Origin of the sequence: Micromonospora sp. SL4-19, assembly GCF_047921475.1 — a bacterium.
Classification (GTDB): Bacteria; Actinomycetota; Actinomycetes; order Mycobacteriales; family Micromonosporaceae; genus Micromonospora.
On the sequence record NZ_JBLROB010000011.1, the window covers coordinates 43,034 to 69,301 of the forward strand.

Consider the following 26,268-nt stretch of genomic DNA (forward strand, 5'->3'; position numbering starts at 1 on the left):
GGCGATCACTGACAGAACGCTCAGCGTAGTGATTGGGTGGTCAACTGTTTCTCCTGCGTAACTTTCGGCCGAACGGATGTGGCAGTACCGTCACGAGATACGCAGGATGGTCACCGTGTCTGGCCGCCATCGCATGCGTTCACGTCTCCGAGGGGCAGGTGCCGCCGCGGCGGTCATCGCGCTCGTCGCCGTCGTAGCCGTCTCCTGGTTCGGCTACCAGCAGCTGACGGGGCCGTCTTGCTCCGGGCGGATCCAGCTCTCCGTCGCTGCCGCCACGGAGATTGAGCCGGCGATCAAGGCGGCGGCCGACCAGTGGGTCGCCAACGGGGCGGCGGTGGGCGGCACCTGCGTCGCCGTGACCGTCACCGGCGCCGAGTCGGTCGACGTGGCCGCCGCGGTGGCGAGCAAGCACGGCGCCACCCTGGCCGGCGTCGGGCAGGCCAGCGGCACGGCGGTGACGCCGGACGTCTGGGTGCCGGACTCGTCCACCTGGCTGCTGCGACTCAAGAGCGGCGGCGCCACCGCCCTCGGCCCGACCAACGGCACCTCGATCGCCCGCAGCCCGGTGGTGGTCGCGATGCCCGAGCCGGTGGCCTCCCGGGTCGGCTGGCCGGACAAGAAGCTGACCTGGGCCGACCTGCTCAACCAGATCACCAGCAGCAAGCCGCTGCACGCCGGCATCGTCGAGCCGACCCGGGACGCGGCCGGCCTGTCCGGGCTGCTCTCGCTGACCGCCGCGGCCAGTCGTCCCGGCTCCTCCCCCGCCCAGGCGCAGGAGGCGATGATCGGGGCGCTTCGGCAGCTTGCGACCAACCGTTCCTCGCTCCGGCAGGACCTGCTCGCGCGGTTCCCCCGCTCGAACGACCCGACGGCCATCGCCAGCGCCCTGGGCGCCGCGGCGCTGTCCGAAGAGGACGTCATCTCCTACAACAGCGCCAAGCCGCCGATCAAGTTGGCCGCGCTCTACCTGGAGGGCCCGCCGCCGGCGCCGCTGGACTACCCGTTCGCGGTGCTGCCCGGTGTCGAGCCGGCCAAGGCGTCCGCCGCGAAGATGCTGTTCGAGGTGCTGACCACCCCGGGCTTCCGAAACCGGCTGGCCGCGCAGTCGCTGCGCGGGCCCGACGGTAACTGGGGCGAGGGGTTCAACGCGCCGCAGGGCGCGCCGAGCCCGGCGGGCGGCGGGGCCACACCGACCGGCCAGGGCGGCGCGGCGGACCTGGACCCGGTCGCCATCCAGAAGGCCACCAGCACCTGGTCGGTCGCCACCCAGTCCGGCCGCATGCTCTGCGTCATCGACGTCTCCGGCTCCATGTCGACGAAGGTGGCGACCGCCAACGGCGCCACCCGGCAGGAGGTGACGGTCCGAGCCGCGAACCAGGGCCTCGAGCTCTTCGACGACTCCTGGGCGATTGGTCTGTGGATCTTCTCCACCAACCTGAACGGCCCGCTCGACTACCGGGAGGTCGTCGAGATCAAGCCGCTGTCGACCAACCGGAACGCGTTGCGGAAGGGCCTCGCCTCGGTCAAGCCGTCGAAGGGCGACACCGGCCTCTACGACACGCTGCTGGCGGCGTACAAGAAGGTCCAGGAGGACTGGGAGCCGGGCAAGGTCAACTCGGTCGTGCTCTTCACCGACGGCAAGAACGACGACGCCAACGGCATCTCCCAGAAGGAGCTGATCGCCCAGCTGAAGAAGCTCCGCGATCCGGAGCAACCGGTTCAGGTGATCATCATCGGGATCGGGAACGACGTCAGTCGGGCGGAGCTTGAGCCGATCACGGAGGTGACCGGCGGTCGACCGTTCGTCACCGTCGATCCGACCAAGATCGGTGAGATCTTCCTGCAGGCGATCGCGCTGCGGCCGCCGGCGCCGCGCTGATTCGCCACTCAGCGAACGCGGCCCGCCGCGCCGGGGAGACCCGGTGCGGCGGCCGCTTCCCGGCCCGGCGGGTCGGAACACTGACGGCAATACGTCCGAAGCGATCGCCGTCCATGATTTTCGAGGCAAGATGTCCGGGTGCTCCGGCCGCCGGTCCCCAGCGGGGCTGTACGGTGCGGGGGTCGGCCTGAGCGAAGTGGGGAGAGCCGGTGACCTCGGCGACGCTGTTGACCCCTACCAGGACGCCGTCGCGATCGGGCGGCGATCGCGCCAGTTCGGCGAAGCGCGCCGCGGAGCGCGCCTACGTCCGGTCCCTGGTGGTGCTGGACACCGCTGTGCTGGCGGGGGCCATCGTCGTCGGGTACGTCGCCCGCTTCGGTGAGTTGGAGCCGAGCGGCTCGAAGGTCCCGTACGGGGTGGTCGCGCCCGCGCTGCTGCTCGTCTGGCTGGTCTCGCTGAAGGCGATGCGCTGCTACGACGACCGGGTGCTCGGCTACGGCGCCGACGAGTACCGGCGGATCAGCTCGGCGAGCCTGCGGCTGGCCGGCGGCATCGCGATCACCGGGTACATCGTCGACTTCGGGGTCTCCCGGGGCTTCCTGGCCATCTCGTTCGCGGTCGGCACGCTCGGCCTGGAGGTGGCCCGGTTCGCCGCCCGCAAGCGGCTGCACCGCGCCCGCGAACGGAGCGCCGGCTGGTCCCGCAAGGTGCTGGTGGTCGGCGACACCGCGCACGTCCTGGAGCTGGTGCACACCCTGCGCCGCGAGCCGTACGCCGGCTACCAGGTCGTCGGCGCCTGCATCCCGGACGCGCTGCTCGCCCCGGTGCCGCAGCGGTTGGGCGACGTGCCGGTGGTCGGTTCGTTCCGGGGCATCCCGGAGGCGGCCACCGCGATCGGCGCGGACACCGTGGCGGTCACCGCCTCCGGTGAGCTGACCGCGACCCGGTTGCGCCGGCTCGGCTGGCAGTTGGAGGGCACCGGGGTCGACCTGGTCGTGGCCCCGGCGCTGACCGACGTCGCCGGCCCCCGCATCCACACCCGCCCGGTCGCCGGCCTGCCGCTGATCCACGTCGAGGCGCCCGAGTTCCGGGGCGCGCGGAAGCTGGTCAAGGGACTGGTCGACCGCTCGGTGTCGCTGGTGGCGCTGCTCCTGCTGCTGCCCCTGCTGGTGGTGATCGCGCTCGCCATCAAGCTGGACAGCCGGGGGCCGGTGCTGTTCCGCCAGGTCCGGGTCGGCCAGGGCGGCAAGGAGTTCGGCGTCTTCAAGTTCCGCACCATGGTGGTCAACGCCGACGCCCTGCTGGCCGAGCTGGCCGCGCGCAACGAGACCGACGGCCTGATGTTCAAGATGCGCGACGACCCGCGGGTGACCCGGGTCGGCAAGCTGCTGCGCAAGTGGTCCCTGGACGAGCTGCCCCAGCTCGCCAACGTGCTGCTCGGCCAGATGAGCCTGGTCGGCCCCCGCCCGCCGCTCCCCTCCGAGGTGGCCCGGTACGACGGTGACGTGGCCCGCCGCCTGCTGGTGAAGCCCGGCATGACCGGCCTCTGGCAGGTCAGCGGCCGGTCGGACCTGAGCTGGGAGGACGGCATCCGGCTCGACCTCTACTACGTGGAGAACTGGTCGCTCGCCGCCGACCTGACCATCCTCTGGAAGACCTTCGGCGCGGTGGTCAACAGCCGCGGCGCGTACTGAGCCGGCGACCCCCGCCGCCGGCGCCGCCGGGAGGTCAGGGCCGCCGGAGGTCAGGGCTGCGGGCCGAGCCAGTCCAGGCAGACCACCACCGCGTCGTCGACCAGGTCGCCGCCGACGTAGGCGCGCAGGTCGCCGATCAGCGACCGCACCGCGTCCAGCGGCTCCATCGGCCCGGTGCGCCGCAGGAAGCGGTCCAACGCCGTCTCGCCGTACTTGACCTGATTGGCCACGGCGTCGACGACCCCGTCGCTGACCACGAACAGCCGGTCCCCGCGCCGCAGCTGGAACTGCTGCGCCTGGTAGTCCGTACCCTCGAACATGCCGAGCGGGAACTGCTTCTCCAGCACCTGCTCGGACACCTCGCCGTCGCGCAGCCGCAGCAGGCGGGGCGAGCCCGCGTCGACCACGGTCATCGTCCCGGTCGCCAGGTCCAGCTCCAGCAGCAGCGCGGAAAGGTGCTGCTCGCCCCGGTGCAGCGCGTAGATCGCCTGGTCGGTCAGGGCGGCCTGGTCGGCCAGCCCCAGGTCGGCGCGGCGAGCGTTGCGCAGCGCGTGGGTGGCCAGCGACGTGAGCATGGACGCGGCCACCCCCTCGCCCGAGCCGTTGATCACCGAGAGCCAGAGCCGGTGGCCGTCGTCGGACCAGTCGAAGCCGTCCCCGCGCACCGCGTACGCGGGCTCCAGTTGGCCGGCCAGGCTGAACGACGGTCGGATCCGGCTGCGACCGGGCAGCAGCTCCCACTGGATCTCGGCGGCCAGCGTCAGCCGTCGGGTGCGCCGGGCGGTGAGGTAGACGTCCGTGCTGGCGGCCACCGCGGCCAGCTCGTGGCCGAGCGCGGTGGCGATCGCGTCCAGCTCCCCGAGCGCGGCTGGGTCGGCCGGCAGCGGCGACAGCCGGAGCACCCCGCGCCGCTCGCCCCGCATCCCGACCGGGAACCAGCCGGTGCCGTCCGACACCACGGGCTCCTGGTGGTCGAAGCAGCGCCAGGCCGGGTGGCCGGGGCCGGTGATCGGCTCGCCACCGCCCAACGGCAGCAGCCCGGCCAGCCGGTAGTCGACCTGGTAGAGCTCGGCGCTGGTGATTCCGCACGATTGCGCCAACTCGGCGGCGAGCCGGTCGAGCAGCAGGTCCGCCGGGGCGTCGGCGAGGGTCCGGCGCGCCCGATCCTCCGGTCCGCTCATCTTTGCTCCTTTGCACAGGTCGCCGGCCTGGTACGCCGGGTAGTCTCGGGCGCACCATGGCCGAAGAACGCGGTCCTTACGGACCTGATGCGAGTATGGCCGCCGCTCTGGACGAGGCGGCGGGAACCCTGCTGGCTGTCTGGGAGGCGGCCCGGGAGCGGACCACGAGTCGGCTCTCCAGCGCCCAGTTGCGTGCGGTCATGGTCGTCGAGCAGTACGACGGGATCAACCTCCGCCGCCTCGCCACGCTGACCGACATGCTGCTCTCCTCGGCCAGCCGGCTCTGCGACCGGCTGGTGGCGGCCGGGATGCTGGAGCGGGAGCCGGGCCGGTACGACCGGCGGGAGATCTCCCTGCACCTGACCCCGGCGGCGGCCCGGCTCCTCGCCGAGTTGCGGGCCGACCGGCGGCACCGGCTGGACCGGATCCTGGCCGGGATGAGCGCGGAGGGGCGCGCCGCGCTGCTGCGCGGGATGCGCGAGTTCGACGAGGTCGCCCGGCGCGGTGAGGCCGGCGCCGCGGATGGCTGGCCGGTGCTCCAGACATCGGGTGAGCGGGCCGGTGACCCGCTGACCGAGCCGGGGGAGACCGCGCGCCCGGCGTCTCCCGGCGAGCCTCCGGTGGCCCGCACCGCCTGAGCCGTCACGCCGGCGCTACCGCCACGCCCAGCGGATCACCCGGCCCGGGCCAGCCAGCCGACCGGCCGGTCGACGATCCGGCGGACCACCGAGGCGGCCCCGCCGACCGCCGCGGACTGCGCGCCGAGGGCCGCCGGGCGTACGGTGACCGGCGCCCACGCCGCGGTGAGCACCCGCCGGGAGATCTCGGCGACCACGGGTGGGGAGAGCCACGGGGCGAGCGGGGCGTAGCCGCCGCCGAGCACCACGGTGTCCAGATCCAGCAGGTTCACCACGCCCGCCACGGCCACCCCGAGGGCGGTTCCGGCGTCCGCCAGGGCGGTCAGGATGGCCGGGTCGCCGGCTCCGGCGAGGTCCGCCAGCCGGGTCGCGGCCGTGTCGGCGGGCAGCTCCGCGCCGGCCAGTCCGGCGGCGGCCAGGATCGCCTCCTGGCCCGCGTACCGCTCCAGGCAGCCCTGGCCGCCGCAGCGGCAGGGGCGCCCCTCCGGGTGCACCGGGAGGTGACCGATCTCGCCGCTCCAGCCGCGCGCCCCCCGGTAGAGCACCCCGTCGAGCACGATCCCGGCACCGATGCCGATCTCGCCGGAGATGTGCAGGAAGCTGGCGGATCCCGGAGGGCCGGCGTGCAGCTCACCGAGGGCGGCCAGGTTGGCCTCGTTGTCGACCACCAGCGGCGGGATGCCGTCGACCGGCTCGGCGAGCGGATGCCCGGCGAGCAGCCCGGGGACGTCCACGTCCCGCCAACCCAGGTTGGGGGCGAGCCGGACCAGGCCGCCCTCGCCGACCAGGCCCGGCACGGCCAGCGCCGCGCCGGCCAGGGTCAGCCCGTCGCGTACGGCCGCGGCGCGGGCCTCGGCGGCCAGCCCGGCGAGCCGGTCCAGGGCGGCGGCGGGAGTGACCGGGCGCAGGTCGGCGCGGCGCACCAGGTGGTGGCGTACCGCGCCGCTCAGGTCGACCACGCAGGCGGCCAGGTAGTCGACGTTGATCTCCAGCCCGAGCCCGGCCGGGCCGTCCATGGCCAGTACCAGGCCGCGGGCCGGCCGTCCGGCCCCGGTACGGGGGGCGGGCTCCGCCTCGGCGACCAGCCGGCCGGCGATCAGGTCGTCGACGACGGCGGAGACGGTGGCCCGGGTCAGCCCGGTGTCGGCGGCGAGCTCGGCCCGGGAGGGCGGTCGGTCGGCGGCGGCGATCCGCCGGAGCACCACCGCGAGGTTGAGCTCGCGGAGGCTGCCCTGCCGGACCGCCCCGGTGGTGCTGGCGCTGGTCACCCCTTGACACTGCCACAGCGTCGCCATTTAATTCAACCACTGAACAAATTGCGGACGACACCCCGGAGGTCTGCCATGGCGCCCCGTCCCACCCCCGCCGACAAGTTCTCCTTCGGTCTCTGGACGGTCGGCTGGCCGGCCCGCGACCCGTTCGGCGACGCCACCCGGCCGGAACTGGACGCGGTCGAGGCGGTGCACCGGCTCGCCGAGCTCGGCGCGTACGGGATCACCTTCCACGACGACGACCTGGTCCCCTTCGGCGCGGACGCCGCCACCCGGGACGCCCAGCTGACCCGGTTCCGCAAGGCGCTCGACGAGACCGGCCTGGTCGTGCCGATGGTCACCACCAACCTCTTCACCCACCCGGTCTTCAAGGACGGCGGCTTCACCAGCAACGACCGTGACGTACGCCGGTACGCGCTGCGCAAGGTGCTGCGCAACGTCGACCTCGCCGCCGAGCTGGGCGCCCGCACCTTCGTGATGTGGGGCGGCCGGGAGGGCTCCGAGTACGACCTGGCCAAGGACGTCCGCGCCGCGCTGGACCGCTACCGGGAGGCCGTCGACCTGCTCTGCCAGTACGTCGTCGACCGCGGCTACGACCTGCGCTTCGCCGTCGAGCCCAAGCCGAACGAGCCGCGCGGCGACATCCTGCTGCCCACCGTCGGGCACGCCCTGGCGTTCATCTCCACCCTGGCCCACCCCGACATGGTCGGGCTCAACCCCGAGGTCGGCCACGAGCAGATGGCCGGGCTGAACTTCGCACACGGCATCGCCCAGGCGCTCTGGCAGGGCAAGCTGTTCCACATCGACCTCAACGGCCAGCGCGGCATCAAGTACGACCAGGACCTGGTCTTCGGCCACGGCGACCTGGTCAACGCGTTCGCCCTGGTCGACCTGTTGGAGCACGGCGGCCCGAACGGCGGCCCCGCGTACGACGGGCCGCGGCACTTCGACTACAAGCCCTCGCGCACCGAGGACATGACCGGGGTGTGGGCGTCGGCGGCGGCGAACATGCGCACGTACCTGCTGCTCAAGGAGCGGGCCGCGGCGTTCCGGGCCGACCCGGAGGTGGCCGAGGCCCTCGCGGCCAGCCAGGTCACCGACCTGAGCACGCCGACGCTGAACCCCGGCGAAGGCTACGCCGGACTGCTCGCCGACCGCTCCGCGTTCGAGGAGTTCGACCCGGAGGCGGCCGGGGCGAAGGGCTACGGCTTCGTCCGGCTCAACCAGCTCGCCGTCGAGCACCTGCTCGGCGCACGCTGAGGCGGGCCGCCATGCCGCTCGTCGCCGGCATCGACTCGTCGACCCAGTCCTGCAAGGTGGTCGTCCGGGACGCGGAGACGGGAGCGCTGGTCCGGCAGGGCCGCGCACCGCATCCCGACGGCACCGAGGTCGACCCGAACGCCTGGTGGGACGCCCTGCTGGCGGCCGTCGCGGACGCCGGCGGGTTGGCCGACGTCGCCGCCGTCTCGGTCGCCGGCCAGCAGCACGGCATGGTCTGCCTGGACGAGGCGGGGCAGGTGGTCCGCCCGGCGCTGCTGTGGAACGACACCCGTTCCGCCGACGCCGCGTACGAGCTGATCGCGGAGGCCGGTGGCGGCGAGACCGGCCGCCGGTTCCTGGCCGAGGCGACGGGTGCCGTGCCGGTGGCCAGCTTCACCGCCACCAAGCTGCGCTGGTTGGCCCGACACGAGCCGGCCAACGCCGACCGGGTGGCGGCGGTCTGCCTGCCGCACGACTGGCTCACCTGGCGGCTGGCCGGCGCTCCCGGCCTGGACGCGCTGCGCACCGACCGGGGCGACGCCAGCGGGACCGGCTACTGGTCGCCGGGGGCCGGCACGTACCGCCTCGACCTGTTGGAACGCGCCTTCGGGCGGCGGATCCAGGTGCCGGCGGTGCTCGGCCCGGCAGAGCCGGCGGGGCTGCTGCATCCGGCGGCGCTGGCCGGGGTGGCGGGGTCCGGTACCGCGACCGGCGACGTTCCGCTCGGCCCTGGGACCGGGGACAACGCCGCCGCGGCGCTCGGCGTCGGGGCCGGCCCGGGTGACGTGGTCGTCTCGATCGGCACCTCCGGCACGGTCTTCGCGGTGGCGGACACGCCCGCCGCCGACCCCACCGGCGCGGTCGCCGGTTTCGCCGACGCCACCGGCCGGTTCCTGCCGCTGGTCTGCACGCTCAACGCGGCCCGGGTGCTCGACGCCGCCGCGGCGTTGCTCCGGGTCGACCTGGACGCGCTGAGCGAGCTGGCCCTGGCCGCCCCGCCCGGCGCGGACGGGCTGGTCATGATCCCGTACCTGGAGGGGGAGCGGACCCCGGACCGGCCCACCGCCACCGGGTCGCTGCACGGCCTCACCCTGGGCACCGCCGGGCCGGCCCACCTGGCCCGGGCCGCCGTCGAGGGCATGCTCTGCGCGCTCGCCGACGGGCTCGACGCGCTCACCGCGCAGGGCGCCACCGCCCGACGGATCATCCTGGTCGGCGGCGGGTCGCGCTCCGCGGCGGTGCGGCGGATCGCGCCGCAGGTCTTCGGCCGGCCCGTGGTGGTGCCACCGCCCGGCGAGTACGTCGCCGACGGCGCCGCCCGCCAGGCCGCCTGGGTCGCCCTGGGCGGCACGGCGCCACCGGCGTGGGCCCTCGGCGACACCGGGGAGTACGTCGCCGAGCCCGTTCCGGCGATCCGTGAGCGCTACGCGCAGGCCCGCGGGCACGTCGTCAACCGGCTCGGCGTCGACGGGGGGTAAACGGCTGTACGGGTGGCGCCGGTGCTGACGATGATCTAGTGATGCGAACCGTCCCGGCCGACGCCACCCTGCCCTCCGTCCTCCAGTACGACGACGCCGACACCCCCTGCGACGTGGTGGACGCGCTGGCGCTGGCGGACTTCGTCACCGGTCGGCACCCCTGGGCGCGGACCGTCCGGCTGTCCCGGTTGCGCCGCGACGCGGCGCTGACCCCCACCGACGCGCGGGTGCTGCGTACCGCCATCGAGAATCGGCGGCGGTACCGGCTGCTCGACGGCGAAGGTTGGACCGCCCGGGTGGTCACCTGGAACGGGCGGGACGCCGAGGTGACCGTGACCGCGGTGAGCGACGACGTCGGGCAGGCGGCCCTGGACCGGATCGTCGAGGGTGCCGCCGAGCCCGAGGAACCCGACACCGGCCGGATCGGGTTCTGGCACCACGACCCGCGCCGCGGTGCCCGCAGAGACCTCCGGCCGATCGTCGCTCCGGAGTGGACGGCGATCCGGCACAACTACGCGGCGGCAGCGCGTACCGCCCTGGACGCGCTGATGGCCGCCACCCCGGAGGCCGTCTCGGGCCGGCTGGTGCTGCTGCACGGCGCGCCTGGCACCGGCAAGACCACCGCGCTGCGCGCGCTCGCCGGGCAATGGCGCGACTGGTGCCAGGTCGACGCCGTCCTCGACCCGGACGTTCTCTTCAGCGACGCCGCCTACCTCTCCGACATCGCGGTGGGAGACGACGACGAGGAGGGCGGTACGGGGCGCCGCTGGCGGTTGCTGATCCTGGAGGACTGCGACGAGCTGATCCGGGGCGAGGCCAAGCAGGCGACCGGGCAGGCGTTGTCCCGGCTGCTCAACCTCACCGACGGGCTGCTCGGCCAGGGCCGGGACGTGCTGGTGGCGATCACCACCAACGAGGACCTGTCCCGGCTGCACCCGGCCGTCGTCCGCCCCGGGCGCTGCCTGGCCCGGATCGAGGTGGGTCCGCTGTCCTACCCGGAGGCGACCGACTGGCTCGGCACCTCGGCCGGGATTCCGCCGCAGGGCGCCACCCTGGCCGAGCTGTACGCGCTGCGCTCCGGGACGACTCCGGCCGGCGCGGTGCCGGCCGAGATCGGCGGCTACCTCTGAGCGGGGCGGGGTCGTCATCCGGTCGTGATCTCTGCCTGGTTGGCTGCCGGTCATGAGCGGCACGACGATCTCCTGGCGCGGCAACGCGGCTCACCGGTTCTACAGCGTGGTCGTGTTCGTGGTGCTCGCCTCGCTGGACAACGTGGCGATCGGCCTGGTCCCGCCGCTGTACGGGCCGATCTCCGGCGCGCTGGGCGTGCCGCAGCGGCTCCTCGGTCTGGTGACCGCGGTCAGCTTCCTGGTCAGCGCGGTCGCCGCGGTGGCCTGGGCGTACGTGGGCGACCGCACCAACCGCAAGCCGCTGCTGATGGTCGGCACGCTGATCTGGGCGGCCGGCACCGGCGGCAGCGCGCTCGCGCACCAGTACCCGGCGTTCCTCGCCGCCCAGCTCGTCGCCGCGATCGGGCTGGGTGCGGTCGGCTCGGTCGGCTACTCGGTGGTCACCGACCTGATCTCGCCTCGCCGCCGGGGACTGGTGATGAGCTTCTGGGGCCTGTCGCAGGGCGTCGGCACGCTCGCCGGCACGCTCACCGGCGGCATCCTCGGCGCCACCGACTGGCGGCGGCCGTTCCTGGCGCTCACCGTGGTCGGCCTGGTCGCCACCGTGGCCTACGTGTTCACGTACGACATCCGGCGCGGACAGAGCGAGCCGGAGCTGGCCACGGCGCTCGACGCGGGCGCCGAGTACGACTATCGGATCAGCCGGGCTGACCTGCCCCGGATCCTGGCCCGGCGGACCAACCGCTGGCTGATCCTGCAGGGGCTGACCGCGCAGGCGGCGTTCGGCTCGCTGGTCTGGCTGCCGGTGCTCTTCGCCCAGCGGGCCGAGGCGCAGGGCTACTCGCCGACCACCGCCGTGGTGGTGGGCAGCGTCTTCGCCACGCTGTTCCAGCTCGGCGGGGTGTTCTCGATCCTGGGCGGGTTGGCCGGCGACGCGCTCCAACGGCGCAGGCCGAGCGGGCGGGCGCTGGTCGCGGCGGTGGGCATCCTCGCGGCCGTGCCGTTCTACCTGGTCCTGTTCTTCGTGCCGATCCGGATCGACGTGCCCAACGAGGGCAGCTCCGGCGCGGTGATCGCGGCGGTGCTGGCCAGCGTGGTCACCGAGCCCACGGTCGGGCTGAGCCTGTTGACCGCGGTGCTGGCCCTCGCGCTCACCTCGGCCAACTCGCCGAACTGGTTCGCGCTGATCGCCGACGTCAACCCGCCCGAGCACCGCGGCACCGTCTACAGTCTCGGCAACCTGGTCAACGGGGTCGGCCGGGCGGCCGGCAACGGGTTGGTCGGGGTGGTCTTCCAAGGGCTGCGGGCCGCCTTCCCGCCGCCGCTCAACTACGCCGTCGGGCTGGCCGCGTTCCAGCTCTTCTTCATCCCGACCGGCGTCATGTACTGGCTCGCCGCCCGTACCTCGCCCCGCGACATCGCGCAGGTGCACGACCTCCTGCACACCCGCGCCGATCGCCTCTGAGCTGCCTCGCGTCTCCGCTACGGCATCCGGCCCGGCCGCCCGATCCGGCAGGTCCGGCGAGCGGGGCGGCATTCGGCCAGCTGGGGGGATGTGCGTGACACGCTACGAACTTGATGCCGTAAACGATTCAGCCGGGAAGTGGAGGCCCGAGGAGCCCGGCAGCCGGAAGCGCGGAGGCCCGAGGAGCCCGGTAGCCGGAAGCGCGGAAGCCCGAAGAGCCCGGTAGCCGGAAGCGCGGAAGCCTGAGGAAGCCGGTAGCCGGGGACGCGGAAGCCTGCGCGCGGAAGCCGGAGGCCGCAGGGGCGGCGGATCTGTCCGCTGATCCATCCACGTCATCAAGTTTGTAGGAGGCGAACAGCAAGATGCCGGTCGCCGGGCGCCCGACCCGCGCCGACCCGCGCCGAGACGATCGGTCGCCCTACCCGCCGGCCCCGACCCGAGGGCGGGACCGGCGGGTGTGGTCGAGATCAGGCGCGGTACCAGACCGTGACGTCGGTGGGGACGGCGTCGTTGTCGTCGAGCGGGGCGCTGGCGACCAGGACCTCGGCACCGGCCGGCAGCGGCACCGGAGCGGCGCCGAAGTTGGTCAGCACGGTGAGCCCGCCGTTGGTGAAGGTGAGCACCTCGTCGCCGGAGGAGAGCCAGCGCAGGGCACCCGCGCCCAGCTGGTGCTCGCGGCGCAGCCGCAGCGCGGTCCGGTACAGCTCGTACGTCGAGCCGGGCACCCCGCGCTGCCGGTCGAGGGCGTACTCGGCCCAGCTCGGAGGCTGGGGGAGCCAGCTCGCGTCGGTCGGCCCGAAACCGTACGACGGGGCGTCGGCCTCCCACGGGATCGGCACCCGGCAGCCGTCCCGGCCCCGCTCGGTGTGTCCGCTGCGCTCCCAGGTCGGGTCCTGTCGGACCTCGTCGGGCAGCGTGGTGTGCTCCGGCAGCCCCAGCTCCTCGCCCTGGTAGAGGTACGCGGAGCCGGGTAGGGCCAGCATCAGCAGGGTGGCCGCCCGGGCCCGGCGCAGGCCGAGCGCCGCGTCGGGCTGCGGGTCGCCGATGCCGATGCCGTTGGGCCGGGGGGTGCCGACCGGCAGGCCCAGCCGGGAGGCGTGCCGGACCACGTCGTGATTGGAGAGCACCCAGGTGGTGGGGGCACCCACCGCGTCGGTGGCCTCCAGCGAGCGGGTGATCACCGCGTACTGGGCGGGAGCGGTCCAGGAGGCGAGCAGGTACTCGAAGTTGAACGCCTGGTGCATCTCGTCGGGCCGGACGTAGCGGGCCAGCCGCTCGGCCGGCTCCACCCACGCCTCGGCGACCAGGATGCGCTCCCCGTCGTACCCGTCGAGCAGCCGTCGCCAGTCCCGGTAGATCTCGTGCACGCCGTCCTGGTCCCACATCGGCGGGCGCGGCTTGTCCACCTCGTTGCCGGAGAGGATCTCCTGTGGCTCCTGCCAGTCGGCGAGGTCGGCCTGCTTGACCAGGCCGTGCGCCACGTCGACCCGGAAGCCGTCGATGCCCCGGTCCAGCCAGAACCGGAGGATGTCCAGGAACTCGGCGTGCACCTCGGGGCTGTCCCAGTTCAGGTCCGGCTGGCCGGCGTCGAAGAGGTGCAGGTACCACTGGCCGTCCGGCAGCCGGGTCCAGGCCGGGCCCCCGAAGACGCTCTGCCAGTCGTTCGGCGGCTCGGCGCCCTGCGGGCCGTGGCCGTCCCGGAAGACGTAGCGCTGCCGCTCGGGGCTGCCCGGCCCGGCGGCGAGGGCCGCCTGGAACCAGCGGTGGGCCGACGAGGTGTGGTTGGGGACCAGGTCGACGATCACCCGCAGCCCGCGCGCCTTCGCCTCGGCGATCATCGCGTCGGCGTCCGCGAGGGTGCCGAAGAGTGGGTCGACATCGCGGTAGTCGGCCACGTCATAGCCGGCGTCCGCCTGGGGGGACGGGTAGAACGGCGACAGCCAGATCGCATCGACCCCCAGCTCGGCGAGGTGGCCGAGACGGGCGGTGATGCCGGGGAGGTCGCCGATGCCGTTGCCGTCGGAGTCGGCGAACGAACGCGGGTAGATCTGGTAGATGACGGCTTCGGTCCACCAGCCCACGGCGGGGCCGCCGGCCGGTTCCTGCTGCGTCGCGTCGGTGTTCAGAGCCTTCTCCCCTGTGTCGAGCCATGGCCGTCCGCCGAGCGGGCGGTCGTTCCCGGCCGGCACGCGGACGGCCGGGTCCGTTCAGTGTGCCCGCGGTGGCGCGGTCGATTCCCGCACCACCAGCCGAGTGGGCAGGATCACCGAAGGCGTCGGCGGCTCGCCGTCGGCGACCGCGTCGCGCAGGTGCGGCGCCACTCCGGGGTACGGGTCGGCGGTGCGGACGCCGAGCGGGTCGAGCAGGATCCGGGCAGCGAGCAGCCCCTGCTCCGCCGCCGGTTGGGCGATGGTGCTCAACCCGAGCACGCCGGCCAGGTCGTGGTCGTCGACGCCGATCACGCTGACGTCCTGCGGCACCCGCAGCCCGGCGTCGCGCAGCGCGGTCATCGCGCCCATCGCCATCTCGTCGCAGGCGGCGAAGATCGCCGTCGGCGGCTCGCCCCGGGCCAGCAGCTCGGCGGTGGCCCGAATGCCACCGTCGATGGTGAACTGCGACTCGACGTCCAGGCTCGGGTCGGGCCGAATCCCGGCCGCCCGCAATGCCTCCTGGTAGCCGTGTCGGCGGTCCAGGTGCGTGGTGAAGGCCAGCTCGTCGTCCGGGTCGCCGGAGATGTGCGCGATCCGAGTGTGGCCGAGGTCGAGCAGGTGCCGGGTGGCGGTCCGCGCCGCGGCCACATCGTCGATGCGTACGTAGGGCCAGCCCGGCACGCCGCTGCCGGAGCTGATGGTCACACCCGGCAGGTCCAGCTTGGTCAGCGCGGTCACGTCCGTCGGGCGCAGCGGGGTGGCGACCAGGATGATCGCGTCCACCCGCTTGTGCAGGCTGGCGGTACGCAGTACCCGCTGCCGGGTCTGCTCGCGGCCACCGAGGTTGTAGAGCAGCAGGTCGTAGCCGTTCTGGTCGAGGAAGTCCTCGACCGCCTCCACGACCGTCCCGAAGAACCAGCGGGTGATCCGGGGGACCACGATGGCCACGGTGCCGGTCTTCCCGCCGGCCAGCCGGGAGGCGTTCGGCGAGACCGCGTACTGGAGCTGCTCGGCGGCGGCGAGGACGCGGCGCCGCGTCGCGGCCGAGACCGTGGGGAGGCCGCGCAGCGCCCGGGAGACGGTGGCCGTGGAGACCCCGGCCAAGCGGGCGACATCGTCAATCTTCGTCATCGTTGCTCCCCCGCTCCGACCCGTGTCCGCCGCCGCCGGTTCACCGGCGACGGCGGACAGCGGATCAACCCTTGACGCTGCCGGCGAGCAGACCCCGCACGAAGTAGCGCTGGAGGGACAGGAACACGATCAGCGGTACGACGATCGACACGAACGCGCCGGCCGTGAGCCGCTGCCACTCGTTGCCCCGGGTGCCGGCCAGCTCGGCGAGCCGGACGGTCAGCGGCGCCGCCTCGTTGCCGCCGCCCGCGAAGATCAGTGCGACGAGCAGGTCGTTCCAGACCCAGAGGAACTGGAAGATACCGAACGCGGCCAGGGCGGGCGCGATCAGGGGCAGGACGATGGTGCGGAAGATCTTCGGGTGGGTGGCCCCGTCGACCCGGGCCGCCTCCATCAGGTCCGCCGGCAGCTGCGAGATGAAGTTGTGCAGCAGGTACACGGCGAACGGGAGCGCGAAGCAGGTGTGCGCGAACCACACCTGGGCGAACTTCTGCTCGTCCACGAGGCCCCAGGCCGGGAGCACCTGGACGCCGGCGATGGTGACGCCGGTGGAGAAGAACTTCAGCAGCGGCACCAGGGCCATCTGGAGCGGCACGATCTGCAACGCGAAGATCGCGATGTAGAGCCAGTCCCGCCCCTTGAAGTTGATCCAGGCCAGTGCGTACGCGGCCAGGGCCGCGAACGCCGTCGGGAAGAGCACCGACGGGATGGTGATCACCAGCGAGTTGATGAAGTAGCTGGCGAGCTGGCCGGCCGAGGAGGAGCTGCTGAAGAGCACCTCCTGGTAGTTCTCCAGGGTGAACTGCGGGTCCCTGAAGAACGTCCACCAGCCGGTGGTCTTGATCTGGTCCGCCGGCCGGAAGGAGGAGATGAACAGGCCGAAGGTCGGGACCGTCCAGAGCATCGCGATGACGATCGACACCAGCGTGGCCGTGCGGCTGTTCAGGCGTTTGCGGACGCGACCGGCCCGGGTGGTCTTTCCGGGGGCCTGGACGCCGGTCCCGGCGGTGGGCGTGGCGGTGGTCATCTCAGCCCTCCCGCTGCTGACGCAGGTTGCGGATCTGGTAGATCACGATCGGGATGACCAGGACGAAGAGGACGACCGCCAGGGCGGAACCCTGCCCCGGCTGGCCGTACCGGAACGCCTGGTTGTACATCTCGTTCGCGATCACGCTGGTGTCGTAGTTGCCGTTGGTGGCGGTCCGGACGATGTCGAAGACCTTGAGCGTGGCGATGGAGAGCGTCACCATGACCACGATCAGCGCCGGCCGGATGCTCGGCATGGTGATCTGCCAGAACATCTGCCACGGGCTGACCCCATCCAGCCGGGCCGCCTCGACGATGTCCCCCGGGATGGCCTTGATGGCGGCGGAGAGCACCACCATGGCGAAGCCGGCCTGGATCCAGATCATGATCACGATCAGCAGGAAGGTGTTCAGTGGCGCGTCGAGCAGCCACTGCCTCGGCTCGGCGCCGAGGCTCACCATGATCTGGTTGAGCAGACCGATCTGTTCCTGGTCCTCGCTCCGGTACGCGTAGATGAACTTCCAGATGATGGTGGCGCCGACGAACGAGATCGCCATCGGCAGGAAGATCAGCGACTTGGCTACCGCCTCGAACCGGACCCGGTCCACCATCACCGCGTAGATCAGGCCGAACGCGGTGGCGACCAGCGGCACCAGGAGCACCCAGATCAGGGTGTTGATCAGCACCCGGACGATCGAGGGCTCGGAGAACATCCAGCCGTAGTTGCTCAGTCCCACCCAGTTGACGCTGTCCTTGTCCATGAACGAGAGCAGGGTGGTGCGGACCGCCGGCACCACCAGCCCGACGACAAGGAACAGCAGCGTCGGCAGCAGGAAGAAGAGCGCGAAGAGCCCCTCCCGTTGCTTACGCCGGCGGGGCAGGGGGGCACCGCTCGCCGAGGCGGCGATCAGCCTCGCCTCCCGGCGGCGGGCGAACCAGGCCGGCACCGCGTCGAGGAGCAGGAGCAGACCGCCCAGCACCGCGACGAAAGCGATCAGCCCGTACATCAGCATGAGGAACTTGGGCTGTTCCTCCGCGAAGTCGAACTCCATCGACCCTCCCTCAGGGGTTGGATCGACCGACGATGGTCCGGCCCGCGCGAGCGGGCCGGACCATCGGGTCAGATCACTTCCAGCTGCTCTCGATGCCGTTCAGGACCGTGGCGGTGTCCTTGCCGTTGATCCAGTCGACCATGCCCTTCCAGAAGGTGCCCGCACCGACCGCGGCCGGCATCAGGTCCGAGCCGTCGAAGCGGAAGACGGTCTTCTCGTCCTGAAGGATCTGGACGGAGAGCTTGTCCACCGGGTTGGGGACGTTGTTGAGGTCGAGCTTCTTGTTCGCCGACACCCAGTCGCCGATCTTGGCGCGGCTGTTGGCGTACTCGCCGGAGGCCAGGTAGGTCTGCACCGCCTGGACCTCGGGGCGGTCGGCGAAGGCGGTGACGAACTCGCCGCCACCCAGCACCGGCTTGCCCTTGGCCGGGTCGACGGCCGGGAAGTAGAACGCGAAGACGTCGCCGTCCTCAGCCACCTTGGTGCCCTGCGGCCACTGGTTGGCGTAGAAGGACGCCTGGCGGTGCAGCGCGCACTTGCCCGCGGTGATCGGCGTGCCGGCCTCCTGGAAGGAGGTGGTGGCGATGCTCTTCACGCCGCCGAAGCCACCGTTGACGTACTTCTCGTTCTTGAGGATGGTGCCGGCCTTGTCGACCGCGCCAGCGACCTGCGGGTCGTTGAACGGGATGGCGTGGGTGGTCCACTGGTCGTAGACCTCGGGCGACGTCATGCGCAGCATGAGGTCCTCGATCCAGTCGGTGGCCGGCCAGCCGGTGGCGTCACCGGACTCGATGCCGGCGCACCACGGCTTCGTGCCGCTCGCCGCGATCGTGTCGCTCAGCTTGATGAGGTCGTCCCAGGTGGTCGGGACGGTCCAGCCCTTGTCCTTGAACATCTTCGGCGAGTACCACACGAAGGACTTCACGTTGGAGCCCAGCGGGGCGCCGTAGAACTTGCCGTCCACGGTGCTGTACTTCAGCCAGTCGGGGGTGTAGTTCTGCTCCGCCATGGCCTTGGTGTCTTCGCCGGCCGGCTTGAGCTTGCCCGCGTCGGCGAACCGCTTGAGCAGGCCCGGCTGGGGGATGAAGGCCAGGTCGGGGGCGTTGCCGCCGTCCACCCGGACGCCGAGCTGGGCCTCGAACTCGCCGGAGCCCTCGTGGTCGATCTTGATGCCGGTGCATTCCTCGAACTGCTTCCAGGACTGCGCCAGGCGGTCGGCCTCGATGTCCCGGATGGAGGAGTAGATGGTGACCTTCTTGCCGTCGTGGCCCTGGTACTTCTCATATGGGGCGCACTCGGGCGAGCTCGCCTTGCTGCTCTTCTTGTCGTTGCCGGTGCCGCAGGCGGTGACGCCGAGCGCCAGCCCGAGAACGCCGGCGATCGCGAGAGCCTGGCGCGATCTGGCAAACGCCATGCCGATCTCCTTCCTTGCCGGCGCGTGGAGGGATCGAAACCGCGCCGGTCCGATGGTCGTCCCCACATGTAAGCGCTTGCATCTCATTCGGTCCACCCCCTACCGGACACGGCCCGGTAACAATCCCGAAACCCGCTCACCGGGTGTGGGCGCGCTCCCAACCAACGGTGATTTCGCGCGCCGGGCGTACCTTCCCGTCGATGCAACTTTCTGTCACGCCACGCGTACCAGATCGACAACTCTGAGCATTGGAGGCGATGGATGCGCAAGAGGCCATCGACGCCGGACCCCGTCCGGAACGCGGCGCGCCGGGGTCGGCGGGCCCGGATGCTTCCGTCTGGGAGGACGGAGGTCCGGACCCGACGACCCCGGCGGGTCAGGGGTGGTAGGGATGCGGCGGCTAGCTACTGAAGATGCTGACGCCACCCGGGCCGACCAGCAGGCCGACGATGATGAGGACGATGCCCCACAGGATCTGCCGGCGGAACAGCGCGAGGACGCCGGCGACCACCAGTACGACTGCGAGAATCCAGAGAATCAGCTCCATGGCCGCTCAGTACCCGGGTGTCCGATCCGGGAAACCCGGGCTCAGCCGAGGTGGTCTCCCACGTGGAAGATGCTGTACGCCTGCTTGATCACCGGGTGGGCGACGTTGCGGACCCGTACCCCGCCCGGCGTGGTGCCGCGCTCGGTTCCGTGGTGGGCGTGCCCGTGCAGCGCCAGTGCGGTGGGCGCCGAGTCGATCGCCTGGCCGAGCTGGTAGCAGCCGAGGAACGGATAGATCTCCAGCGGCTCGCCCGCCAGGGTGTCCGGCACGGGGGAGTAGTGGGTGAGGGCGACCAACAGGTCGCAGTCCAGGCCGCCCAGTGCCCGGCCGAGCGCGTCGGCGCTCTCGGTGGTGGTCCGCACGAACTCCTTCATCTCCGGCTCGCCGAAGTCGGTGGCGCACCGCCCGGCGAAGCCGCCGCCGAAGCCCTTCACGCCGGCGACCCCGAGCCGCCCGCCGGCGCACTCCAGCGTGATCCCGGTCCCCTCCAGGACGGTGATGCCGACGTCCTCCAGCACCGCCACCACCTGCGGCACCTGATCGCACTGGTGGTCGTGGTTGCCGAGCACGGTGATCACCGGTACGCCGAGGTTCCCGAACTCCTGCGCCACGCACCGCGCCTCCGACTCGGTGCCGTGCCGGGTGAGGTCGCCGGCGAGCAGCAGCACATCGGCGCAGTCGGGCAGCTCCTCCAGGGCCGGCCGGAACCGGCCGACCACGTCCTCGTCCAGGTGCACGTCGCCGACCGCGGCGATCCGGATCACCATCGCACCTCCATCACGGCAGCTCCTCGACCTGGCTGGGCGCCTGCGTACGGATCACCCCGATGTCGCTGGTGATCGGCACGTCCGGGAAGCGCTCGGTGACCCGGCGCAGGATCTCGTCGCGCCGGTGCGGGCTCTCCACCTCGCCGTAGAGCACCACGCCCCGCTCGCGGTGGACCGCGGTGATGCCCTGCTCGGCGACGGCGGGGTCCTCGGCCAACAGGCGGTGGATCTCCGCCTCGATGTACGCGTCCGGCGGCGCAGCGCCGTGCTGCTCGGTCACGGTGTCTCCTTTCCTCCGGGCGTGCCGTCAGGCAGCACGTCCAGCCGGTCGAGCAGCACCAGGAACGCCTCGGCGTACGGCGAGTGCTGCGTCTCCTTCCGTACCCGTTCCCAGTCGATCTGTTCCCGCAGCGAACGGGCGAGCGGCAGGGCTCGGGCGAAGTCGCAGTAGTGCTGGGAGAAGCTGAGGAGCTTGTGCACCATCAGCTGGGTGGCCGAGAGGACCGGCATGTGGATCGCGTCGACCGGCCGCACGATGGTGTCGGCGAAGGTCTCCTCGGTCACCGGGGTCTCGATCGGCCGGTGGATCAGGTCCACCATCCGCCCCTCGTCGTAGACCTTGACCAGCCAGTCCTCGGGTGGGCGCTCGGCCGTGAAGCCGGCCTCGACCAGAGCCTCCAGCGCCCGGTCCACGTCCTGCTGTCGGATCAGGAAGTCCACGTCGTGCTCGCTGGAGTGACCGCCGTGGGCGTATACGGCGAAGCTCCCGCCGAGCGCGAAGGGGATCTCGGACTGCTTGAGCACGGCGGCGACCTTCTTCAGGGTGTGCACCAGGGTCTCGTCCCCGCGCTCCGTCATCTGGGTCTCCCGTCGTCGTGGCTGGCGGTGGGATTGAAGTTGCGTACCCGGCGAACCGGTCGCCCACACCTGTTGGCGACGCGCCCCGGCGGGAACGGGATGGAAGGGATAAATCGCCAAGGGCCGCGTGTTGATCGGCTAGCCTCGGGAGGGTGGCGAGGTCACCGGGGGCGCGGCGCGGCGGGGCTCGACTGCGCACCGTCGCCCTGATCGGCATCGATGGTTCGGGCAAGACCACTCAGGCGCACCGGCTCGCCGAGGCGCTCACCGCCGCAGGGCACCCCGCCGCCTACCACCGCAACGCGGGCGGCCGTCGCTGGCTCGGTCAGCTCGCCAACCGGCTCGGCCGGCCGGACGCCCAGCGTCTCGTCGGGCGCGACGGGCTGCTCGCGGTCGAGTCCGTGCTCCGCTGGCTCGCCATCGCCCTCGCGCTGCTGAGCTGCCTGGTGACCGGTCGGACGGCGGTGATGGACCGCTACGCCGCCTGCCAGTACGCGAGCAGCCGGGCGCACGGCGGGCAGCGCTGGGAGCGGCTGGCCCGGGCCGGCTACCGGGTCTTTCCCGCGCCCCGGGTCACCTTCCTGCTCGCCGTCGACCCGGCGGAGGCGTACCGGCGGATCGAGCAGCGCGGCACCGACCACGAGAGCATGCGGTGGCTCACCGACGCCGCGACCGCGTACCAGGCCCTGCCGGAGTACGACACTTTCGTGGTGGTCGACGCGAACGGCTCGCCGGACGACGTGTCCCGCCGGATCCGCGCCCATCTCGCCGAGTGGTTGCCCGGCGACCCACCTTCGTCGGCCGGTCCACCGCCGGACGGCCCCGGCCCGCCCTCGGGTGGGGAGGGGCGCGGTGACCCGGTCCCGATTCAGGCCCGGCCGTAGACCGGGATGCTCGCCCCGCTGGTCGGAGCGGACTCGTCGGAGGCCAGGAAGCGGATCACCGCGGCGATCTCGGCCGGCGGAACCCAGCGTCGGTGGTCGGCCTCCGGCTGGGCGGCCCGGTTGGCCGGGGTGTCGATGACGCTCGGCAGCACCGTGTTGCATCGCACCCCGCGCTGGCGGTACTCCACCGCGACCGCGTTGGCGAAGGCGAGCACCGCCGCCTTGGCCGTGGCGTAACCGGCCGAGCCGGGAAACGGCGCCACCGCGGCCCGCGCCGAGACGCAGACCACCGCGCCACCGCCGGCCGCCACCAGGTGCGGCAGCGCCGCCTGGGTGACCAGGTACGTCGGGCGCAGGTTGATCCGCAGCATCCGGTCGAACTCCTCGACCGGGGTCTCGTGCACCAGCCCGCCGCTGGCGTACCCCCCGACCAGGTTGACCACCGCGCGCAGCGGCGCGGTCGGTTCGGAGGTGGCCGCCTCCACCGCCCGCGCGGCCCCGACGGGTTCCAGCAGGTCCGCGACGACGGCTTCAGCGACGGCTCCAGGTCGCGGCGCGGCGTCAGACGCGCCGAGCTGGAGTCGTCGTAGTGGCGCGGCGTCAGACGCGCCGAGCTGGAGTTGTCGCCCGACCCGGACCGGTCCGGGCGGCGCCGGCGTCGTCTTCCCGCCCTCCCGGTCGGGGACGACCACCCGCCAGCCGGCCTTGAGGAAGGCCGCGGTGACCGCACCGCCCAGCCCGCCCGTGCCCCCGGTCACCAGCACCGTGCGCTCCGCCATGGGCACACGCTAGTCGCCCGCCCCCTCCGGCGGTGGCCGCGGACGGTCCGGCCGGCGCACCCGGACCGTCCGTCCGGTGGCCCCGTCCGGGCCGTCCGGTCGGCGTGACCTGGACAACGGCAGCTGCGGCGGCCGGCCGGAGCGGACGAGTCGACCGGAGCGGATGAGGTGGCGGGCATGCCGGGATGGGACCCTTGCCGCGAGGATCCCGCGCGGATGGCGGTACTTTTTCCGATACGCGCCGTCATGGTTGACGGTCACGCCTCATGAAAGTAAGTTTCATCCGTGGCGAAGAGTCCGAAGATTTCTGCGAGTCACGAACCCGGTGGGCTGATCGTCCACATCAGTGGCTTGCTCCCGTCGCTTTCCCCGGCCGAGCAGCGGGTCGCCCGACTGGTCGTCGCCAACCCGGCGGACGCCGCCCGGCGTACCATCACCGACCTCGCCACCGCCGCCGAGACCTCGGAAGCCACCGTCATCCGGTTCTGCCGGTCGGTCGGCATGGACGGCTACCCGCAGCTACGGATCCGGCTCGCCGCCGAGGCCGCCCGCCGGGTGGAGCCGCCCGACGCCCGGGTGGTCGGCGGCGACATCCCGCCCGGCGCCGACCTGGCACAGATCATCGCGACCATCGCGTTCAACGACGCACGGGCCGTCGAGGAGACCGCCGAGCAACTCGACCCGGCCGTCTGCGAGCAGGTGGTCGCGGCGATCGACGCGGCCGGTCGGATCGACGTCTACGGCGCCGGGGCCAGCGGCTTCGTCGCCTCCGACTTCCAGCAGAAGCTGCACCGCATCGGGCGGACCGCCTTCTACTTCCCCGACGTGCACACCGCGCTCACCTCGGCGGCCCTGCTCGGCCGTGGGGACGTCGCGGTCGGGATCTCGCACACCGGCACCACATCGGACGTCGTCGAGGTGCTGGAGCAGGCCAGGGCGCGGGGCGCGACCACCGTCGCGCTGACCAACTTCCCCCGCTCGCCGATCGCCGAGGTCGCCGACTTCGTGCTCACCACGGCGGCTCGAGAGACGACGTACCGCTCCGGCGCGATGGCCAGCCGGCTCGCCCAACTCACCGTGGTCGACTGCCTCTTCGTCGGCGTGGCCGCGCGGAACCGGGCCAAGGCGAAAAAGGCCCTGGAGGCGACCGCCGAGGCCGTCCGGTCGCACCGGGTGGGCGCCGGGCGGAGGCGGGCATGACGGCCGGCTGGGTGGAACGCGACGAGGTGGCCGCGGCGCGGCCCGTGGTGCGGGTGGGCGCGCCCACCGAGCGGCGCAACCCGCACAGCGTCGACCTCGACCTGATGTCGACCCGGGACGTGCTCACGGTCATCAACGACGCGGACCGGCGGGTGCCGGCCGCGGTGGCCGCCGTCCTCGACGAGATCGCGGAGACCGTCGACCTGGCGGTCGCCGCGCTGCGCGGCGGGCATCGGGTGCACTACTTCGGTGCCGGCACGTCCGGCCGTCTCGGCGTGCTGGACGCCGCCGAACTCGCACCGACGTTCAACTCGCCGCAGCACTGGTTCTGCGCCCACCTCGCCGGCGGCCCGGACGCCATGTGGCGGGCCGTCGAGGACGCCGAGGACGACGACCGCGCCGGTGCGGTCGAGGCCGCCGAGTGCGTACGCCCCGGCGACCTGGTGGTCGGGCTGGCTGCCAGTGGGCGCACCCCGTACGTCCTGGGGGCGCTCGGCGCGTCCCGGGCGCAGGGGGCCTCGACCGTGCTGCTGTGCGCCAATCCGGAGGCCGACGCCGCCTCGTCGGTGGACGTCTTCATCGGGGTGGACACCGGACCCGAGGTGGTCGCGGGCTCGACCCGGATGAAGGCGGGCACCGCGCAGAAGCTCGTGCTCAACACGTTCTCCACGGCCGTGATGGTGCGCCTCGGCCGGGTCTACTCGAACCTCATGATCGATATGGTGGCGACCAACGCCAAGCTGCGCGGCCGGATGATCTCGATCCTGATGGAGGCCACCGGCTGCGCCGAGGAGATCTGCGGGCACGCGCTGCACGAGGCTGACGGCGATCTCAAGACCGCCCTGGTCGCGCTGGTCTCCGGCGCGGGGGTGTCCGCCGCTCGGGCCGCCCTGGCCCGCTCCGCCGACCAGGTGCGCGGCGCGCTGGCCCTGCTCGCCTCCTGACCCGTTCCCGGCGCGGCGGCGCTCGCCCGCCCCGCGTCCGCCCGGTGCGACGCGCGTCACGCCTGTCGGGGGGACGTCTTTCGCGCTGCGGATTGTTCAACCAGGCGTGGGGTAATCCTCACCCGTGGCTGAACCGACCGGTCCGCGGACGCGTATCTCGCAGTGACCAGGATCGCAATGCTGCGGTGACGCGGGTCGCTGTGTTCATGGAATCGGCAATGGTGCCATTCCATGGCGGCCGACGATTCCGCTGCTCCGACCGGCCTTCCACCAGGCCGTACGTGAGCCGCCCGAGCAGGGTCCTGACAGCAAACATGGACCGGGCTCTCAGCTACTACTCAGGCATTCGTGACAGTTTCGACTCACGACATGGAATCCCCGACGCGTCTCATCTGTTGTGTAGGTGTCAGCACCTGCGGGCACAGCGGAGGTTACGGGGAGGGCTGATGGACGTGGGGATGGCAAAGAACCGGGCAACCGGCGCGAGCGAGGGGACCGTGGCAATCGTGGACAAGAACATCGGCATGCGTACCGACGAGGTCGCCGAGGAGCGGGACCTGGTCGGCGTCTACCTGCACGAGATCTCCCGGACGCCGCTGCTGGACGCCGCCAAGGAGGTCGACCTCTCCAAGGCGATCGAGGCGGGGCTCTACGCCGAGCACCTGCTCGGCGAGGACCGCGTCCCCGCCGGCGTCGACCGGGAGGACCTGGAGCGGCTGGTCGTCGAGGGCGAGCGTGCGAAGGACCTCTTCATCCGCGCCAACCTGCGACTGGTCGTGTCGATCGCCCGCCGCTACGTGCGCTCCGGCATGCCCATGCTGGACCTGATCCAGGAGGGCAACACCGGCCTGGTCCGGGCGGTCGAGAAGTTCGACTACGAGCGCGGCTACAAGTTCTCCACCTACGCGACCTGGTGGATCCGTCAGGCCATCAGCCGGGCGATCGCCCAGCAGGAGCGGACCGTTCGGCTGCCCGTGCACCTGGTCGAGGACGTCAACCGGATGCGGAACGTGACCCGGCAGCTCACCCGCGAGCTGGGCACCGACCCGGAGCCGGAGCAGATCGCGGCGGCGCTCGGCGTCACCGTCGAGCGCGTCAGCGAGCTGGTCCGCTGGTCGCAGGACACCGTCTCGCTGGACACCCCGGTGGGCGACGACGGCGACACCAACCTCGGCGACCTGGTCGCCGACAGCGACGCCCCGTCGCCGGAGGACATCGTTCTCACCGGACTGGAGCGGCAGCGGATCGAGGGTCTGCTCAACCACCTCGACGACCGCTCGGCCGGCATCATGCGGGCCCGCTACGGCCTGGAGGACGGCCGGGAGCACTCGCTGACCGAGGTCGCCTCGCGGTTCTCGCTCTCCCGGGAGCGGATCCGCCAGCTGGAGATCCAGGCCCTCGGCCGGCTCCGCGAGCTGGCCCGGGCCGAGGGGCTCCAAGCGGCCTGAGCTGGTAGTAATGACACGACGAACGGCCGGCGTCCGATAGGGGGATGCCGGCCGTTCGCCGTGTTCGTGGGG

Annotated in this window: 23 protein-coding genes; 11 read left to right on the top strand and 12 right to left on the bottom strand. The window is 72.4% G+C overall.

All coding sequences use genetic code 11. The features are described 5' to 3' along the window. The first annotated feature begins 133 nt into the window (after nt 1-133). Together ACNAVT_RS16280 and ACNAVT_RS16285 are read left to right on the top strand one after the other, a co-directional pair. Nucleotides 134-1,879 carry a VWA domain-containing protein gene (locus tag ACNAVT_RS16280; protein WP_416297124.1) on the top strand — a complete coding sequence of 582 codons (1,746 nt, stop codon included), beginning with the start codon at nt 134-136 and terminating at the stop codon, nt 1,877-1,879. 209 nt (nt 1,880-2,088) lie between these two features. Further along, nucleotides 2,089-3,573, top strand: a complete 1,485-nt coding sequence (locus ACNAVT_RS16285) for a sugar transferase (protein ID WP_416297125.1) — start codon at nt 2,089-2,091, stop codon at nt 3,571-3,573. Nucleotides 3,574-3,623: 50 nt separating this feature from the next. Here the strand turns inward: ACNAVT_RS16285 and ACNAVT_RS16290 are convergent, their stop codons facing one another. After that, nucleotides 3,624-4,754, bottom strand: a complete 1,131-nt coding sequence (locus tag ACNAVT_RS16290; RefSeq protein ID WP_416297127.1) for a PP2C family protein-serine/threonine phosphatase — start codon at nt 4,752-4,754, stop codon at nt 3,624-3,626. 95 nt (nt 4,755-4,849) lie between these two features. Here ACNAVT_RS16290 and ACNAVT_RS16295 point away from each other — a divergent pair, with 95 nt between their 5' ends. Further along, nucleotides 4,850-5,392, top strand: a complete 543-nt coding sequence (locus ACNAVT_RS16295) for a MarR family winged helix-turn-helix transcriptional regulator (protein WP_416297129.1) — start codon at nt 4,850-4,852, stop codon at nt 5,390-5,392. Nucleotides 5,393-5,427: 35 nt separating this feature from the next. Here ACNAVT_RS16295 and ACNAVT_RS16300 read toward each other — a convergent pair whose 3' ends face one another. After that, on the bottom strand, nt 5,428-6,687 hold the full coding sequence (locus ACNAVT_RS16300) for an ROK family protein (protein ID WP_416297131.1): 1,260 nt from the start codon (nt 6,685-6,687) through the stop codon (nt 5,428-5,430). Between the two features lie 48 nt (nt 6,688-6,735). On the opposite strand from ACNAVT_RS16300, the gene xylA reads away from it, so the two are divergent. Genes xylA through ACNAVT_RS16320 form a run of 4 tightly spaced genes read left to right on the top strand, consistent with a single transcriptional unit; the run spans nt 6,736 to nt 11,996 of the window. After that, nucleotides 6,736-7,923, top strand: coding sequence for a xylose isomerase (xylA, locus tag ACNAVT_RS16305; RefSeq protein WP_416297133.1), 1,188 nt, complete (start codon nt 6,736-6,738; stop codon nt 7,921-7,923). 11 nt (nt 7,924-7,934) lie between these two features. Beyond that, the gene (gene xylB / locus ACNAVT_RS16310) at nt 7,935-9,401 is read left to right on the top strand and encodes a xylulokinase (protein WP_416297135.1); all 1,467 of its coding nucleotides are present in this window, start codon (nt 7,935-7,937) and stop codon (nt 9,399-9,401) included. A 41-nt stretch (nt 9,402-9,442) separates the two neighbouring features. Beyond that, nucleotides 9,443-10,531 (top strand): DUF5925 domain-containing protein, encoded by a 1,089-nt coding sequence (locus ACNAVT_RS16315; RefSeq protein WP_416297137.1) that lies wholly within the window; start codon nt 9,443-9,445, stop codon nt 10,529-10,531. Nucleotides 10,532-10,583: 52 nt separating this feature from the next. Next, nucleotides 10,584-11,996 (top strand): MFS transporter, encoded by a 1,413-nt coding sequence (locus ACNAVT_RS16320; RefSeq protein WP_416297139.1) that lies wholly within the window; start codon nt 10,584-10,586, stop codon nt 11,994-11,996. Between the two features lie 467 nt (nt 11,997-12,463). On the opposite strand, the gene ACNAVT_RS16325 is transcribed toward ACNAVT_RS16320, so the two are convergent. The 9 genes from ACNAVT_RS16325 to ACNAVT_RS16365 form a co-directional block, all read right to left on the bottom strand. Then, entirely contained in the window at nt 12,464-14,122 is a 1,659-nt protein-coding gene (locus tag ACNAVT_RS16325) for a glycoside hydrolase family 13 protein (RefSeq protein ID WP_416297309.1), read from the bottom strand. A gap of 81 nt (nt 14,123-14,203) precedes the next feature. Next, nucleotides 14,204-15,277 carry a LacI family DNA-binding transcriptional regulator gene (locus ACNAVT_RS16330; RefSeq protein WP_416297140.1) on the bottom strand — a complete coding sequence of 358 codons (1,074 nt, stop codon included), beginning with the start codon at nt 15,275-15,277 and terminating at the stop codon, nt 14,204-14,206. Nucleotides 15,278-15,341: 64 nt separating this feature from the next. Next, complete coding sequence (locus ACNAVT_RS16335; RefSeq protein ID WP_416297141.1) at nt 15,342-16,304, bottom strand: carbohydrate ABC transporter permease; 963 nt, start codon at nt 16,302-16,304, stop codon at nt 15,342-15,344. Nucleotide 16,305: 1 nt separating this feature from the next. Continuing rightward, entirely contained in the window at nt 16,306-17,355 is a 1,050-nt protein-coding gene (locus ACNAVT_RS16340) for a carbohydrate ABC transporter permease (protein WP_416297143.1), read from the bottom strand. A gap of 73 nt (nt 17,356-17,428) precedes the next feature. Next, a complete protein-coding gene (locus ACNAVT_RS16345; protein ID WP_416297145.1) occupies nt 17,429-18,769 on the bottom strand; it encodes an ABC transporter substrate-binding protein in 1,341 nt (446 codons plus the stop codon). Between the two features lie 400 nt (nt 18,770-19,169). Beyond that, complete coding sequence (locus tag ACNAVT_RS16350; protein ID WP_416297147.1) at nt 19,170-19,316, bottom strand: GPGG-motif small membrane protein; 147 nt, start codon at nt 19,314-19,316, stop codon at nt 19,170-19,172. Nucleotides 19,317-19,357: 41 nt separating this feature from the next. Continuing rightward, nucleotides 19,358-20,083 carry a metallophosphoesterase family protein gene (locus ACNAVT_RS16355; RefSeq protein WP_416297149.1) on the bottom strand — a complete coding sequence of 242 codons (726 nt, stop codon included), beginning with the start codon at nt 20,081-20,083 and terminating at the stop codon, nt 19,358-19,360. A gap of 10 nt (nt 20,084-20,093) precedes the next feature. Beyond that, nucleotides 20,094-20,363, bottom strand: a complete 270-nt coding sequence (locus ACNAVT_RS16360; protein WP_416297152.1) for a hypothetical protein — start codon at nt 20,361-20,363, stop codon at nt 20,094-20,096. Then, nucleotides 20,360-21,010: a nucleotidyltransferase gene (locus ACNAVT_RS16365; protein WP_416297311.1), complete on the bottom strand. Its 651-nt coding sequence runs from the start codon at nt 21,008-21,010 to the stop codon at nt 20,360-20,362. Before ACNAVT_RS16365 ends, ACNAVT_RS16360 begins: the two co-directional genes overlap by 4 nt. An 83-nt stretch (nt 21,011-21,093) precedes the next feature. On the opposite strand from ACNAVT_RS16365, the gene ACNAVT_RS16370 reads away from it, so the two are divergent. After that, nucleotides 21,094-21,825, top strand: a complete 732-nt coding sequence (locus tag ACNAVT_RS16370; protein WP_416297154.1) for a dTMP kinase — start codon at nt 21,094-21,096, stop codon at nt 21,823-21,825. Here ACNAVT_RS16370 and ACNAVT_RS16375 read toward each other — a convergent pair. Continuing rightward, complete coding sequence (locus ACNAVT_RS16375; protein WP_416297156.1) at nt 21,810-22,604, bottom strand: SDR family NAD(P)-dependent oxidoreductase; 795 nt, start codon at nt 22,602-22,604, stop codon at nt 21,810-21,812. The two genes, ACNAVT_RS16370 and ACNAVT_RS16375, sit on opposite strands and share 16 nt — an antisense overlap. A gap of 285 nt (nt 22,605-22,889) precedes the next feature. Between ACNAVT_RS16375 and ACNAVT_RS16380 the strand changes: the two genes are divergently transcribed. The 3 genes from ACNAVT_RS16380 (at nt 22,890) to ACNAVT_RS16390 (ending at nt 26,196) form a co-directional block, all read left to right on the top strand. Continuing rightward, complete coding sequence (locus ACNAVT_RS16380) at nt 22,890-23,804, top strand: MurR/RpiR family transcriptional regulator (protein ID WP_416297158.1); 915 nt, start codon at nt 22,890-22,892, stop codon at nt 23,802-23,804. Beyond that, nucleotides 23,801-24,748 (top strand): N-acetylmuramic acid 6-phosphate etherase, encoded by a 948-nt coding sequence (locus tag ACNAVT_RS16385; protein ID WP_416297160.1) that lies wholly within the window; start codon nt 23,801-23,803, stop codon nt 24,746-24,748. The genes ACNAVT_RS16380 and ACNAVT_RS16385 overlap by 4 nt, the downstream gene beginning before the upstream one ends. A 458-nt stretch (nt 24,749-25,206) precedes the next feature. Continuing rightward, nucleotides 25,207-26,196 (top strand): RNA polymerase sigma factor RpoD/SigA, encoded by a 990-nt coding sequence (locus tag ACNAVT_RS16390; protein ID WP_416297313.1) that lies wholly within the window; start codon nt 25,207-25,209, stop codon nt 26,194-26,196. Nucleotides 26,197-26,268: the final 72 nt, after the last annotated feature.